Origin of the sequence: Blautia sp. AF14-40 (genome assembly GCF_003479665.1) — a bacterium.
Taxonomy (GTDB): Bacteria; Bacillota; Clostridia; order Lachnospirales; family Lachnospiraceae; genus Fusicatenibacter; species Fusicatenibacter saccharivorans.
The window spans coordinates 20,438-35,074 of record NZ_QUHK01000029.1 but is presented as its reverse complement, the minus strand read 5'-3'; the positions used below and the strand labels follow the sequence as shown (position 1 = coordinate 35,074).

Genomic DNA, 14,637 nt, shown 5'->3' with positions numbered 1-14,637 from the left:
AGTACTCTACTGTACACAAGAAAAACATTACCTTTTTAACGCCCAGAAACATATTGTCATTATACTGTCATTTTTTTTAAAAACTTATTCCGTTTTTCAACTTCTATGATATAATGCTTTATTATAAATCTCCAATGAATAAAATGAGGTGAACCAAGTGAAGAAAAAAACACTTGTGCCTCTTATTATTTTTTTACTGGGCATATGCCTTGTTGGTTTAATTGTATACAGAACAGACACCCATGAAAAAAATCAGAGACACATATTGGCACAATTAAACGCAACCACCTATGGTGATCGCATAAAGAATGAAATTGCAGATGGAATTGGAATTACAGATGCTTTGGAACAGACCTTAATCAGTGAAAATGGCGAAATCCATCAGTTTGACACGATTGCCGGGAATCTTATGTCTGATTCTATTGAAAGCGTGCAGCTCGCTCCCAATGGTGTTGTAACAGATATTTATCCGGATGAAGGAAATGAGGCAGGTAAGATCGATCTGCTCCAGGATAAAGACCGTAAAGAGATTTCCTGTTATGCCAGAGATAACCATGCAACCATTACGCAGGGACCCTTCGAATTAAAACAGGGCGGTTATGGAATTGCAGTCCGCAATCCAGTCTACCTGAAAGATAAAAGCGGACAAGAGTATTTCTGGGGATTTACCATTGTTATCCTGCGTGTTCCGGATATTTTTTCAGATACAGTCAGTGCACTTTCAAATTTTGGATATGAATACAAAATTTTAAAAACAGACACTCCCTGGAGCGATACTTATAAAGTGGTTTATCAGTCAGATGGTCAAATAGATCATCCGGTTTCTTACTCTTTTACAGTAGGGGATGGAACCTGGAAGCTTGAGGTAACTCCTAAAACCGGATGGAGAAATAACACACTACTGATAATTATCAGCGGAATGTTTCTTACTATAAGCCTTCTTCTGTCAGTACTTACCAGGGTATGGCTGATAGCAAAAGAACACAAGAACAAATATAAAATACTGGCGCGCACAGATTCTCTTACAAATATTTATAATCGCTATGGATTTGATGAATTAGCAGAAAAAATAATTTCTAAAAATCCACAAACACATTTTGTGGCTGCGCTCCTTGATATTGATGACTTTAAGTTTATCAATGATATCTATGGCCATAGTTACGGAGACAAAGCATTAAAGAGTCTGGCAGACAGTATGAAAGCTTTTTTCCCATCCGATGCATTGCTTGGAAGAAATGGTGGTGACGAATTCTGCATTCTTTTACCAAATTGTACCTTTAAGGAAGCAGATAAACAGCTGCAGCAATTCACTAAGCTTCCAAAAACGTTTTCATATCACGGTAAAGAACTCGCATTTTATATATCTCTCGGATATGCAGAATATCCAACATTTGCAGCCAGCCCTTCACAGCTTATGCGCTGTGCAGATGCAGCTCTTTATGAAATAAAACTGCATGGAAAAAACGGATGTATGGCTTACAGAAAAGGTCTCCAGTCAGGAGTCCGCAAACAGCTTGGATTTGCACTGAAGGATATCTCTGAACACCTTCCAGGTGCATTTATCATATATAGAGCAGACAAAGAAGATGATGAGCTCTTTTATGCAAACCACGAATTTCTTCATATGACTGGTTATAAGAGCATGGATGAACTATTCAGGCTTACTCAAAAAAGGTTCCGCAATCTGATCCGACAAGATGAACAACAACAGATTGAAACAAGCATCTGGGAACAGATTGACACAGGCAATGAAAATGACTATATTCACTTTCATCTTCGAAAAGCTGACGGAACTTATCTTTCCGTGCTTGATCATGGAAGAATCGTAGAAAGCCAACAATACGGAAAAGTATTTTATGTATTGTTCATGGATTGGGAAGATATGCATCTTCGTTACAGTGATAAATTTTCCGAATAAATAAAAAAAACTGCTAAAAAGTTGTGAACCGAACTTCTTAGCAGTTTTTTTACTAATCTACCAGATTGTTTTGTAACGTACTGATCAATTCCTCTATAACAATTGGCTTGGATAAGAAGCCATTCATACCACATTCCAGTGCTTTCTTTTTGTCTTCGTCAAAAGCATTGGCAGTCATGGCAAGGATGGTAATTCCCGCCAGCGCCGGATCCCTAAGGGCACGGATCTGCTTCGTGGCCTCATATCCGTTCATTACCGGCATCTGCACATCCATCAGCACCAGATCATAATTACATGGCTTCGAATTCTTAACTTTCTCCACTGCCTCTGCTCCATTTTCTGCAGTATCAACCATGAAGCCATATTCGTTAAGGATCTCCACCGCAATTTCACGGTTCAGTTCATTGTCTTCCACAAGCAGTATGCACCTGCCTCTGAAATCTGAGCTTGTCTCAGGAAGAACGGGATTCTCCTGCTCAGCCTGATTCTGGCCGATAGCAGCCATCAGGGTATCTCTGATATCTGACATAAAAAGAGGCTTCGCACAGAATGCAGTCACCCCTGCAGCCCTGGCTTCCACTTCGATGTCTGACCAGTCATAAGCAGTCAGGATAATGATCGGCGTATCATCACCAAGACTGCGGATCTGTCTGGTGACCTCAATGCCATTCATATCCGGCAGACGCCAGTCAATAATATAAGCATGGAATGCATCCCCAAGCTCCATAGACTGCCTTGCACGCAGAACAGCCTCCTTACCGGAAAGTGTCCATTCCGAACGCATTCCAACCTTCACAAGCATCTTTGTCACACTGTCACAGGTATTAAAATCGTCATCTACAACCAGAGCCTTAAGGCCCTCCAGCTCTGCAATCTTCTCTATACGGTGATTCTCAGGCTGAGTCCGAAATGGCAGACGGACAATAAATTCTGTGCCTTTCCCCTGCTCTGTCCGGACCTCAATGGTACCACCCATCATATCCACAATATTCTTGGTGATGGCCATGCCAAGTCCTGTGCCCTGGGTTCTGCTCACAGTGGAAGTCCGCTCCCGCTCAAAAGGAGAAAAGATCTTCTGTACAAATTCCTGACTCATGCCGATTCCATTATCCTTTACCCGGATCTCGTATAGTTCACTGCCTTTTACTGTCCCTGGATACTGTTTCAGCCGGACAGATACAGTTCCGCCTGCAGGAGTAAACTTGATTGCATTGGACAGCAGATTCAGCAGCACCTGATTCAAACGTGTCTTGTCGCAATAGACATCCTCATTGGTAACATCCATTGCATCCATATAAAGCTCCAGCTGTTTCGCATGGATCTGCCCGCTAATGATGGTCTTCAGATCATGAAGCACATCCGACAGACTGACCTCCGTTTCTTCCAGATGGATCTTTCCACTCTCAATCCGGCTCATATCCAGGATATCATTGATCAGTGAAAGCAGATGTTTACTGGAGGAAAGGATTTTGCTCAGATAATCTCTGACTTTTTTCTGATTATCAATATTACTTACAGCCAGTGTGGTAAAGCCGATGATCGCATTCATTGGTGTCCGGATATCGTGAGACATATTGGAAAGGAAAGTACTCTTAGCCCTGTTTGCTGTCTCCGCCGCACGGACTGCCTCAGAAAGTGCCTGATTCATTTTCCAGTCAGCAGTACGGTCTGACATAACCAGGATGTATTTCTTTTTCCCATTTACCTCACTGCCCATTGCAATATTATGGAACCCGCGTTTTTCCCCTGTTTTCTGATGAACATATTCAAAATCCCATTCTCTTTGTTCATTCACCTGGATTTCCTCAAGATAATTTTCCTCCGGATTTTCATGTTCCTCTGGATGCAGTTTTCCCAGAACACGAATATCTTTGCGAATCTGTTCTACCGTAATACCAAGCAGTTTTTCCGCATTTGGGCTTATATAGTCTGCCTGATATGTTTTTGCATCCAGCATCAGAAAAACGTCATCCACATTCATTGACAGCTTTTGAAAAAGCTCGTCTCTGTACCGGATCTGTGTGTCCTTTCTTCTAAGGCTTATCCTGTTTTTTTGAATAATAAGGCCGATAAAAAAGGCGGCAATACAGAACAAAACCGCAGCCACAAGAAGCATTGTACTACGCTGCAGACTGTTCATACTGGCATTGACAATATCCGCCTGTACAAGTCCCAGAAATACCCAGTCCTGAATATCTGATTTTTCATAGACCAGATAATAGTTTCTTTCATCCAGATTTACCAGCATCGCATCGGTGCGTCCCGCTTTAAACTTCTCCGAAAGCTCATTGATCTCTTTTTCAGACATATTGGAATGCTCTCTCAGAACACCAAAGAAATTGTACACATTCCCCCATGACTCAGAAGAATGATCGACCACAACACGGCCATCCGGATGAACAACAAAGCTCTGGGCATTTCCATTGAAAGCAGAAATGTCCAGCACATCTACGATATCAGAGTTTTCATAGGCAATGGCAATTGCATCATATTCAAATCCCTGATAAATTCCATGGGCCCTGGGAGTAGCAAAAACAAGCAGCTGAGACTTTCCGGGAACTGCTGCATTCGCTATCACATCATTTCCCTGCCGGATCTCCTCTTCAATGTTTTCCTGTAATCCAAGGTACCCGGTTTCCCCTGTCGCCATCTTGTAATCCCCGTCAGCTGACAGAAAAAAGAAATCTAAGAATCCGGCATCTTCCTGCGCTTTCTTTATATAATTACGAATTTCGTCTTCGCTGGAGGTATTCTGCAGATTCTCACCCCACATATGAAGATAGGTCAGATTCTTATCTGTCAGTTCTCTCAGCATGTTATCAGACTGATGAAAAACTTCCGTCAGATGAGAAACACTTTCCTCATAAACAGTTTTCGATACAAATCCAAAATATCGGAAAACCATCAGAACAATTCCCAGTAAAACAGCTGTAAAGACAGCTATCTGGAATGGTTTTCCCATGACAGGTTTCTTTCTGCCTTTATTATGATTCTTAATATCCATTCTTCTCACCTCAGAGTCATGTAGTCTTCAGGCTCTGCAAGAATGGCATCACCATCTGAAACATATCCTGTCCAGGTGTCTTTCACAAAGGTATCTTCTCCATCAAACACAATATTCTCATCTGCCGGATAAGCTTCCATGTGTTTAGATATCGCAAGGCAGGTTACCGTGAAAGTATCCTCGTCCTGAACTTTTTTTCCATCTTTTGTAACTTTGCTCAATATGTAACCATCATCTGTTTCTTTGACTTCCACGGAAATGCCGCTGACCACAGGCAGAGAGCCTCGGTTAAACGGAATAAATCCGCCCTCATAGCCTTCTACAAAATTTTTGACTGTCTCTTTCAGTTCTGCTCCGCTCATCTTGCTGCTGTAAGCCGAAAGACTATTTGGCATGATCATGTCTCCCGCCATTTTTTCTGTATAGCCGGCTTTCAGCACGTTTCCCGTAAAGCTGTTTCCGGTTGCAATCAGCACATCTGTTCCATAAATGCCACGCAGAGTGTTTGCCATAACAGAATATGCTTCATTACCTCCACTGCTGTGGAAACGACTGGAATAAGCCTTCTGTGAATCCAATACTATTTTCTCGGAAGTGGATTTCTCCTCAAGGAGCTGGGCATTAAATGACTGATAAGCCTGCCCTGCATCATATTCTCCTGAAATCATCTTAGACACCACATCCTTGGACACAGAGAAAAAGTCATTTGACGCAATACGGATATACATATGGTTTTCCTCTATCACAGGTTTCACATCTTTCATATATTGTGTAAGATGGAGTTCCACATCCTGACTGTAGCTTAACAGATCCTGTCCATCACTAATGATCCGGTTCTGCGCATCCTCCGAAAGCATTGTGTCCAACACTTTCATTGCTTTCTTTCGACGTGTCTCATCCTGTGTCAGATCTCGGTTTAAAGCCACCTGGAAATATGGCGTAGTCATAATCCACTTTTCACCGTTCTCCTGAAAGAATGGAAAAAACGTTGTGTTGATGCCCTGATCCTGAAACATTTTTACACCGGCAGAGCTGCCAAAGTACATGGCAAGCTTGCCACTTTGATACATTTCAACTATGTCATCATAATTCATATCCAGATCATCCTGACTCAGACCGGTATCCTGAATAAACTGCTCCATACGTTCAAAAGCCTCCGGCCAGACTGTACTGTCCAGACCTTCTCTTTTTGTGTTATCCGGGTCACTGTAGGCAGTACGCCACTTACGTCCTTCCACAGAAGACAACTCTGATGCTGACAGCCCCTGCAGTGTCTCCATACAGGTATAATCATAATAATAGTCTGCAGTAAAGCCACGAATACCCACCTGGTCAAATGCCTGGCAGGCAGAGACAAAGCTTTCATAATCTGTCGGAAGAGGGATATCATACTTTTCAAAAAGGTCTTTGTTCACTACAAAGCCATGGGCATCTGCACACACCGGAAGCCAGTTTACGCTTCCATCCTCATTCATAAAATTGCTAAGGTATGTATCATAGACAGCGCCTGACGCATTGGTTGTGGAAAGATCCATCAGGCTGTCTTTCAAGGAACTTGCATCATGAAGTGAAAAGCGACAGCAGGTTATAATATCCGGCAATCCACCATTTTCATTCAGAAATCTGTAGAAATCAAGATCGTTGTTGCCTACAACAAATTCAACATTGATATCCGGGAGCTGTTTCTGGATGTATGGTGCATATTTTTCATACAGGCTTGTGCTCCATAAGTACACCGTGATTGTGTCTGCATCTTCTTTCTCTGCACTTTTACTGCCACATGCTGACAGTAGTGATACGGCTGTCACCATTGCCAAAAGTACAGCCAAAACTCTGTTCCATTTTATTTTTTTCATTACAAGTTCTCCTTCATTTGCCCTGTCAATATATCCAGCAATTCCTAATTTTTTATCACCCCACCAATCTATGAATTACTTTTATCAGTAATTCCATATCAACAGGCTTAGCAACATGTTCATCCATTCCTGCTTCTTTTGCTTTTATTCTGTCCTCCGTGAAGGCATTTGCTGTCATTGCAATGATCGGTATTGTCTTTGCATCCTCTCTGTTCAGAGACCTGATTGTCTTTGCAGCTTCATAACCATTCATTACCGGCATCATAATGTCCATAAGAATGACATCAAATTCACCGGGTTCACTTTTTCTGAACAGCTCAACCGCTTCCTGCCCATTCCATGCTTTGGTCACGTCAGCGCCCTCATTCTGAAGCATAAATTCAGCGATTTCCATATTCAGCTCATTATCTTCCGCCAGCAGAATATGCAATCCCTTTATAGATTTTTCGGATACCTCCTTCTGTTCTTCACGTTTATCCGCATCCGGATCTATTTTAAATGGAACCCGGATCACAAATGTCGTCCCTACGCCTTTTTCACTTTCAAAAGTAATGGTTCCACCCATTTTCTCGACCAGCTTCCTTGCAATGGCCATTCCCAGTCCGGTTCCGACAAACTTTGTGCGGCTTCCCGTATATTCCTGTGCAAATGGTTCAAAAATATGTTTCTGGAACTCCTCAGTCATTCCGATTCCTGTATCCCGGCAGATAAATTCCATTGTCGTCATTCCTGGCTGTTCGGATGGGATTTCCATGCAGCTAAGATAAATATGTCCATTTTCTCTGTTATATTTCACTGCATTGGACAGGATATTCATCATCACACGTTTTACATACCCCGGACTTCCAATAAGATCACGGTATATGATTTCTTTTTTCTCCCATACAATCCGGATATTCTGTTCTGCAGCAATCTGTTCAATTACAACAAGCACTTCCTCAGAAATTTTGCTCAGATTAAATGGACTCTCTTCCAGAACAACTTCACCCGACTCCAGCTTACTCATGTCCAGAACATCATTTACCAGTTCCAGCAACAGATTGGATGCCGCTTTAACCTTTGTTCTGTATTCCTTCTGCTTCTCCATATCATCTGCATAATGGTCTGCCATATTAATCAAACCGTAGATTCCATTAATCGGAGTCCTGATATCGTGGCTCATACGATGAAGGAACTCTGTTTTTGCCTCATTGGCGGCTTCTGCCTTTTTTGCTGCTGTCAGAAGTTCTGCTTTATATTTTTCATCTTTTTCAAATTCTTGTTTCCGGTGCGCCAGATTGGTTCTGTATGTCCAGAACCAGAATATGCCGAACATCAGAAAATAAAGAAAAATAACACCTATAACACTTAATGGAAGATTACAAAACACTTCCGTATCCGGAAGATATGCGTAGATATAATAATCACGCTGTTTCAGCATGATTCCATAACATCCAATTCCTTCCTTCCTAAAATGATAGATATGCTGACTGTCTGTATGCTTTTTCATTGCCTGAACAACTTCGTTGTCGGCTGTATTCTGTCCCAACAGGCTCTCATTATTGCTGGCAACAACGATTCCGTCGTCTGCAACGATAATCGTTCCATCTTTCTGGATGCTATAACCATTTAAAAGCCCCTGTATCGTCAGTGTATAGTTTCTGGCAAATTCAGGAGATGTGTAGTAATAGATTGCAACGATACCCAGTGCATCTTTTCTGGCACAGGCTGCAATGTCAATAAAGGATCCATCTTCCCTGGTAAACCGTTCCGAATAGCTTCTTTCTTCATATCCGGCAAAATTCATGATAATTTCTTTTTGCAGATACTCCGTAATCTCATTAGCCAGAGACTCATCCGTGCTGTATTCACAGTCCGTCTTTCCTTCTGCATCCAGTACAATGATACCATCCACCCATAGAGTCTGCAGGTTTTCCTTCAGGAAATCCCGGCTTAGCTGACCGCCGTTTTCTATTTCCATTTTAATATTTGTACTCATCTGTCTAGCACTTTCAATGGCACGGAGGAGGCTTTTTGATTCCGAAGATTCATTAAAATGGGTGTAGGTGGAGCACTGCACTTTCACATAGTTTACAATCTCCACCATTCTTTTCTCTGCTTCGGCTTTTTCTGCGTGGAAGAAATAAAACAGAGAGGCTACAGCCACACAGACTCCAATCAGACCGCCGAACAGCTGGATCCGTTTTTCTTTTTTCTTTCTCTTAATATCCAAGATCATCCACCTCCAGATACTTCTGGGGATCATCCAGATATTTTTCAATGATTTTCAGAGATGTGCCATCCTGACGCATTTCTTCCAGCGTCTGGCTCATCTGCTCACAGATTCCTCTGTCATCCTCTTTTGCAAAAGCAACACCTATTCCAGTGATCATCAAAGGTTCTTCCAGGATACGAAAGCTTGCGTCATAATCCTTCATATACTGGACAACAGATTCCTCGTGTGCTGCAACTGCATCTACATATCCTTTTCCCAGAAATGTATAGATCAGCTCCCTGTGTCCCAGGCTGATCAGATTGCCCAGCTTTGGGATTCTCTCATCCGTTCGGTTCAGAAAGATACCTTCCGGTTTGGTTGTGGACTGAACAGCCAGGTTCTTACCCTCCAGATCACTCAGTTTATAGATATCACTATTCTCATTTACAGCAACCACCTGACGGCTTGCTACATATGGTCCCGCCCAGCGGTAATCATCAAGACGCCCTTCCATGGAAAAGCAGCCCATGATACAGTCAATCTCTCCGCTCTCCACCAGTTCTTTTTTCTTCTCCCAGTTGATCCGGACAACGTCCACCTGATATCCCATTCTTTTGAAAGCTTCTGTAGCCAGTTCTACATCGATTCCCGTCGGTACACCATCCTCATTCAGATAATTGTATGGTGGATAGTTGTCACTGCCGAGGGTAATAACAGGCCTTTCGGTTTCTTCTTTCGTGTTATCTGTGTTTTTACACCCTGCCAGGGTGACTGCTAAAATTCCCGCAAGCAGAATGCCTGCAATCACTCTTTTTCCTTTCATTTTCTGTCCATCCCTAACTATCCTTTTTGATTCTTCTATGTCCGGTTACTTTCCATTCGTCACTGTACAGTGACCTGCGGTTCGGTACCCCCCCCCGCCGGATTTTATGCTTCTAATCGTCTTTTCCAGCACCTTCATCTCAACCGGTTTTGAAACATGTGCATTCATGCCAGCCGTAAGGGAATGCTGAATGTCTTCTGAGAATGCATTGGCAGTCATGGCAATAATCGGTATCGTCTTTGCCAGTTCATGGGAACTTCTGCGGATTGCCCTCGTCGCCTCATAGCCATTCATAACAGGCATCTGCACATCCATCAGGATCATGTCATAATCACCTGGAGCAGACTGTTCAAATGCTTTCAAAATCTCTTCGCCATTTTCACAGATGGTACATTCCGCACCTTCAATCTTTAACAGTTCCGTCAGGATCTCCGCGTTCAGCTCATTATCCTCTGCACACAGGAATCTCATTCCTTGAAGGATATTACCATCCTGTTTATCTGTTTCTTCTTGTGCCGCCAGAGCAACTGTTCTATCCTCTGCAATTTTCAGATCCATGAGAACCTCAAAACAGCTTCCCTGTCCCAATTCACTCTCCACATCAATGGTACCTCCCATTGCCTCAACCAGATTCTTAGTAATCGCCATTCCAAGTCCGGTTCCCTGTATTTTATTTGTAATGGAACTTTCCGCACGGGTAAACGCATCAAAAATTGTATCCTTGAAATCTGCCGACATTCCCATACCATTATCGCTAACTAAGAAACGGTACTTTGCATAGACAGATGACTTTGTCTCACATTCTTCTACAAAGAACTGAATTTCCCCACCTTCCTGGGTATACTTCACTGCATTGGAAAGCAGGTTGCTGAAAATCTGTATCAGGTGAACCTGATCCCCATTCACCCACTCATGCTGAATATTTTCTTTTATGATTGTAAGGGTCTGCTGCTTTTCATATATTTGAGTATGAAATATAGTGTTAAGTTCCTGTACAAGATCCAGAATAGAAAAGTCAGAATATTTGAAGACTGTTTTTCCTGCCTCAATCTTGCTCATATCCAGAACGTCATTGATAATTCCCAACAGATGCTGCGATGAAATATCTATTTTATCTGCATACTCTATAACTTTTGCTTTATTACCTGCATCATGTCTGATCAAAGATGTGATACCAATGATTGCATTCATAGGAGTACGAATATCATGTGACATATTAGACAGGAAATCCGTTTTCGCCTTATTTGCATTTTCAGCTGTCTGTAAAGCCTCTGTTGCAACGTTCTTTGCCTTTTTCAGTTTTTGATTGACTACTTCCATTTCCTTCATTGTTTGCAAATGAAGTTCATTATTTCTTTTTTCATATTCTGCTCTTTGATCTGCAAGACTAAGTCTGGAAATACTGTAGAATAATCCGGCAAAAAGTAAAAGTATAAAACCTGCCATGAGTATTGTTGTAAACAACACCGTTTTCTGGTAATCCATCAGCACATTGTCCACAACTCCCTTTGCCACAATGCACACCAAAATGGTGTTGTTGCTTTCTATCGGGCAATACCCCATATAATAGGGGTTCTGTTTTCCCAAAAGTGCAACTCCGGATTCTCTGTTATCAAATTTCTTTTTGAACAAATCCGCCTCTTCTTCTGTAATAGCCTGTTGCCCTTTTAAATGTTTTAGCAAAGAATAATTACGCAGGTATTTATCACCACTCTGGTTCGTATACGTAATATTTCCGTCATCATCCAGCATGAACAAATAGGCTTTCCCATCATAACCTTTCAGTTTTAACATGGAATCCAGTTTCGAATGATCATACACAGTTCCAATTGCCGTATAAGTTTCTCCATTGATCGTGTATTCCTGACATGGAATCGCAACCAGATAACCGTCTTTTTTCTTCTGATCATAATCAAGACGCACCAGTTTTCCAATATTGTATCCGTTCTTTAAGTCCAGCAGAAGTTTACTTGGCATATCAATCCGCATTTTTGTTCCACCTGCTGATATTGCCTGACCATTTTCCTGAAGGAATATAAGAGTACTTTCCGATTCTTTTTCCCATGCTTCAAAGAAATTTTTGTTCGTATCCGTTTCAAGAGACAGTTCCCTCTCATGAAGTAAGAATTCCTCAACCAACTGCAGCTGGCTGTAGTATCCACTCACCTGAAGATCATAGGTCTGCTGTATCTGTTCAACAACAGCTCCCATACTGCTTTTTCCATTTTCGCTGATATACTTATTAGACTTACTTATAAGATACTTGATACAAACTAAGCTTAAAAGAATCATAAGTAGTATAAGCAACAGCCTTGTTATTTTTTTTCTTTTATTTACCGCTTGTTCTATCTCCACTTTTACTGTTCAACCTCTATATAGTCTTCCGGTGCTGACGGCTGCTGTCCTTTTGACATTGCTTCGATCCATGCACTTGATAATGTTGTATCTTTAAGCTGCTCAATCTCACATTTCGGATTTATTTTTTTCAAAACGGACATTGTGGTGTCTGTAAGAAGAATCGAGTATTCCTTTTCTTTGTCTATTTTCTTATCATTAACTGTTAAGTCCTTTAACGAAAATCCACTTTCCTCTTGATTGACGATCATTTTCATACCGGATGCAATTGGTAATTCGTATTTATTGGTTACGTAAAAATTCTCATCCGCATCGGCGAGATAATTTTCCACGAGTTCACAAACCTGTTTACCATTGATTTTTGTAAAATATAATGCTGTATCTGAACTCTTCGCTGTCATCATGCCAACCCGGCTGCTGGTGCATTCTCCTTTGTACATAGAGGAAGTGAAATAATAATATGGTGCCAGAGCCAGCTGTGCATCATTTTCTTCTCTGATCGTAGTTAAAATGGAAGATGCTGCATCACGGCCACTTCTATCGTTCAGTGAAATGGAATATTCATTTTCAAAATTCATCATTGCTTTTTCTTCTGGATCTTTACGATTCATTACACTGCGAAAAGTATCATAAGCCTGTGTTTCATCCATTTCCCCTGACAGTAATCCGTGAACAGCCTCAAGACTTGCATCAAATGATTTTTGGGCGGAATATCGGATATAAACAGCATTATGATTAATTTCCTCTTCCAGTCCAGGCACATCCTGCATCATGGTTGGAACATCTGTATTCAATGAAATAACACCGCTTCCATCCGCAATCAGCTTTTGCCCCTCTTCTGAAATCATACAATCCAGCACATCCAGCGCAGTATCCAGTTTCTCCCGGTCTTTTTCCAGGTTTTTGTTAAATGCAATGTTTAAGGACGGAGTCATGTACACATAGGATTCATCCGATGTCTGTGAAAAGTAAGGAATACGGGTCAGCTCCGCATCCATCTGTTTCTGCAGCTGCTGCATAACCGTCGGATGTCCATGAAACATTGCTGATTTTCCCTCGACAAACATCTGGATTCCTGTATCGACGTCAATATTGATATCTTCTTTACCAAAGTGCGAGTCCTTAAGAAACTGACTGGTTTCTAAAAAAATACGTTTCCATAATGTATCATCAAACTTCACTTCATCCGCTGCAGTCTCTGCACCGTTTCGCCATTCAATACCATCCAGGCTTGTAAACTCACCGATTGCCGCCGCCTGGATGATTTCATTATTAGACCAGTCTTCCCCAAGATCCATGGAATACGGTTTTATGCCATTATCATAAAACTGCTGACATGCCTGTACATATTCCTCATAATTTTCTGGAATCTTTACGCCATACTGATCAAACAGTGTTTTGTTGGCAATGATCGTCTGCGGAATACCACAGATTGGCAGCCACTGGATTTCATCCTCCTCATTCTTATAATATTGCACCGCATAAGAATAATACTTGGAAACAACATCATAAGAAGCAAAATCCATAAGATAAGGCTGTAAGTCCTGTGCATCTGTTCCAGAAAATCGACGTACTGTTATAATATCCGGTAATTCATCATGTTCTTTAAAATAACTGTATAGATCGGTATCATTGTTACCTATAATAAATTCAATATCCTGATCTGGAAACTGTTCATGGATATAGGGCGCAATATTTTTCATCAAACGATTTTCCCACAGATAAACGGTAAGATGATCATCGTTTTTAGATACTTCTTTCTTTGACTGTCCACATCCAGACAAGACAGCAGTTGCTACAAGTACACCTGACACCACTGCTATCAGACAACGTTTTGCCTTATTCATACTCTCACTTTCCTCATTCTTTCCTGATAAAATCATTATTGTTACGTCTGTGAAATAACACCGTAAAAAAGCACCGTCAGACAGACAGTGCACCTCATTTTATGCAACTGGCTGCCATTTTACAGGCCCTGTAGCTTTGCGTCCCAGACTTTCATCTGGTTTGCCAATTTCCTTATTATAGCTTTAATCTTATGCAAAAAACTGATTTTATTATACTTTAGTGTTCTACTATACACAAGAAAAAAATTAACATTTTAACGTTCAAAAACAAAAAAAGAACAGCCGATACATATACTCGAACTGTTCTCCTATTAAGTACGTTACATTATTTTACAATAAAACTTCCAGAAATATGATATCTATCATATTTTCTGGAAGTCCTGTCTTTGAGCAAGTGGCTAACTCGGTTAAAAAAGCTTTCAATCCTTGTTTCAATCCCTCTGAGTTCATCATACAATCTGTCGTTTCACCCCTTATTTTCTGACATTTCTGTGGAAATATACTTTTTTCTTCCTCCTTCATTGCGAATCTTTCCGGGAAATGCTATAATAGCCAAAGTTGAAAGCGCGAAATCCGAAGCATTTGCAAGCTGCTCCGGAAAAAAAGACCATCCCCCGGACAAAAAGAGAGGGGATATGTC

Annotated in this window: 8 protein-coding genes and 1 riboswitch; of the genes, 1 reads left to right on the top strand and 7 read right to left on the bottom strand. The window is 41.3% G+C overall.

Annotated elements, in window-relative coordinates; all coding sequences use genetic code 11:
- Nucleotides 1-157 precede the first annotated feature (157 nt).
- Nucleotides 158-1,918 carry a diguanylate cyclase domain-containing protein gene (locus tag DWW13_RS15415; RefSeq protein WP_118720518.1) on the top strand — a complete coding sequence of 587 codons (1,761 nt, stop codon included), beginning with the start codon at nucleotides 158-160 and terminating at the stop codon, nucleotides 1,916-1,918.
- A 52-nt stretch (nucleotides 1,919-1,970) separates the two neighbouring features.
- Here DWW13_RS15415 and DWW13_RS15410 read toward each other — a convergent pair whose 3' ends face one another.
- From DWW13_RS15410 to DWW13_RS15380, 7 genes are all read right to left on the bottom strand, one after another.
- On the bottom strand, nucleotides 1,971-4,922 hold the full coding sequence (locus tag DWW13_RS15410) for a hybrid sensor histidine kinase/response regulator (RefSeq protein ID WP_118720516.1): 2,952 nt from the start codon (nucleotides 4,920-4,922) through the stop codon (nucleotides 1,971-1,973).
- A 5-nt stretch (nucleotides 4,923-4,927) separates the two neighbouring features.
- Nucleotides 4,928-6,778: an ABC transporter substrate-binding protein gene (locus DWW13_RS15405; RefSeq protein ID WP_118720514.1), complete on the bottom strand. Its 1,851-nt coding sequence runs from the start codon at nucleotides 6,776-6,778 to the stop codon at nucleotides 4,928-4,930.
- A gap of 55 nt (nucleotides 6,779-6,833) precedes the next feature.
- Nucleotides 6,834-8,996 (bottom strand): ATP-binding protein, encoded by a 2,163-nt coding sequence (locus DWW13_RS15400; protein ID WP_118720512.1) that lies wholly within the window; start codon nucleotides 8,994-8,996, stop codon nucleotides 6,834-6,836.
- Nucleotides 8,980-9,795, bottom strand: a complete 816-nt coding sequence (locus DWW13_RS15395) for a substrate-binding periplasmic protein (protein WP_118720510.1) — start codon at nucleotides 9,793-9,795, stop codon at nucleotides 8,980-8,982. The genes DWW13_RS15400 and DWW13_RS15395 overlap by 17 nt, the downstream gene beginning before the upstream one ends.
- A gap of 45 nt (nucleotides 9,796-9,840) precedes the next feature.
- Nucleotides 9,841-12,006, bottom strand: coding sequence for an ATP-binding protein (locus tag DWW13_RS15390; protein ID WP_118720508.1), 2,166 nt, complete (start codon nucleotides 12,004-12,006; stop codon nucleotides 9,841-9,843).
- Between the two features lie 146 nt (nucleotides 12,007-12,152).
- Nucleotides 12,153-13,997 carry an ABC transporter substrate-binding protein gene (locus tag DWW13_RS15385; protein WP_118720506.1) on the bottom strand — a complete coding sequence of 615 codons (1,845 nt, stop codon included), beginning with the start codon at nucleotides 13,995-13,997 and terminating at the stop codon, nucleotides 12,153-12,155.
- A gap of 99 nt (nucleotides 13,998-14,096) precedes the next feature.
- Nucleotides 14,097-14,172: riboswitch (cyclic di-GMP riboswitch) on the bottom strand.
- A 155-nt stretch (nucleotides 14,173-14,327) separates the two neighbouring features.
- Nucleotides 14,328-14,519: a hypothetical protein gene (locus DWW13_RS15380; RefSeq protein ID WP_118601626.1), complete on the bottom strand. Its 192-nt coding sequence runs from the start codon at nucleotides 14,517-14,519 to the stop codon at nucleotides 14,328-14,330.
- Nucleotides 14,520-14,637: the final 118 nt, after the last annotated feature.

Bases quoted from the DNA above. Each gene is read 5' to 3' on its own strand.
- DWW13_RS15410 (WP_118720516.1), bottom strand. From the start codon at position 4,922: ATGGATATTAAGAATCATAATAAAGGCAGAAAGAAACCTGTCATGGGA.
- DWW13_RS15405 (WP_118720514.1), bottom strand. From the start codon at position 6,778: ATGAAAAAAATAAAATGGAACAGAGTTTTGGCTGTACTTTTGGCAATG.
- DWW13_RS15400 (WP_118720512.1), bottom strand. From the start codon at position 8,996: ATGATCTTGGATATTAAGAGAAAGAAAAAAGAAAAACGGATCCAGCTG.
- DWW13_RS15395 (WP_118720510.1), bottom strand. From the start codon at position 9,795: ATGAAAGGAAAAAGAGTGATTGCAGGCATTCTGCTTGCGGGAATTTTA.
- DWW13_RS15390 (WP_118720508.1), bottom strand. From the start codon at position 12,006: ATGGGAGCTGTTGTTGAACAGATACAGCAGACCTATGATCTTCAGGTG.
- DWW13_RS15385 (WP_118720506.1), bottom strand. From the start codon at position 13,997: ATGAATAAGGCAAAACGTTGTCTGATAGCAGTGGTGTCAGGTGTACTT.
- DWW13_RS15380 (WP_118601626.1), bottom strand. From the start codon at position 14,519: ATGAAGGAGGAAGAAAAAAGTATATTTCCACAGAAATGTCAGAAAATA.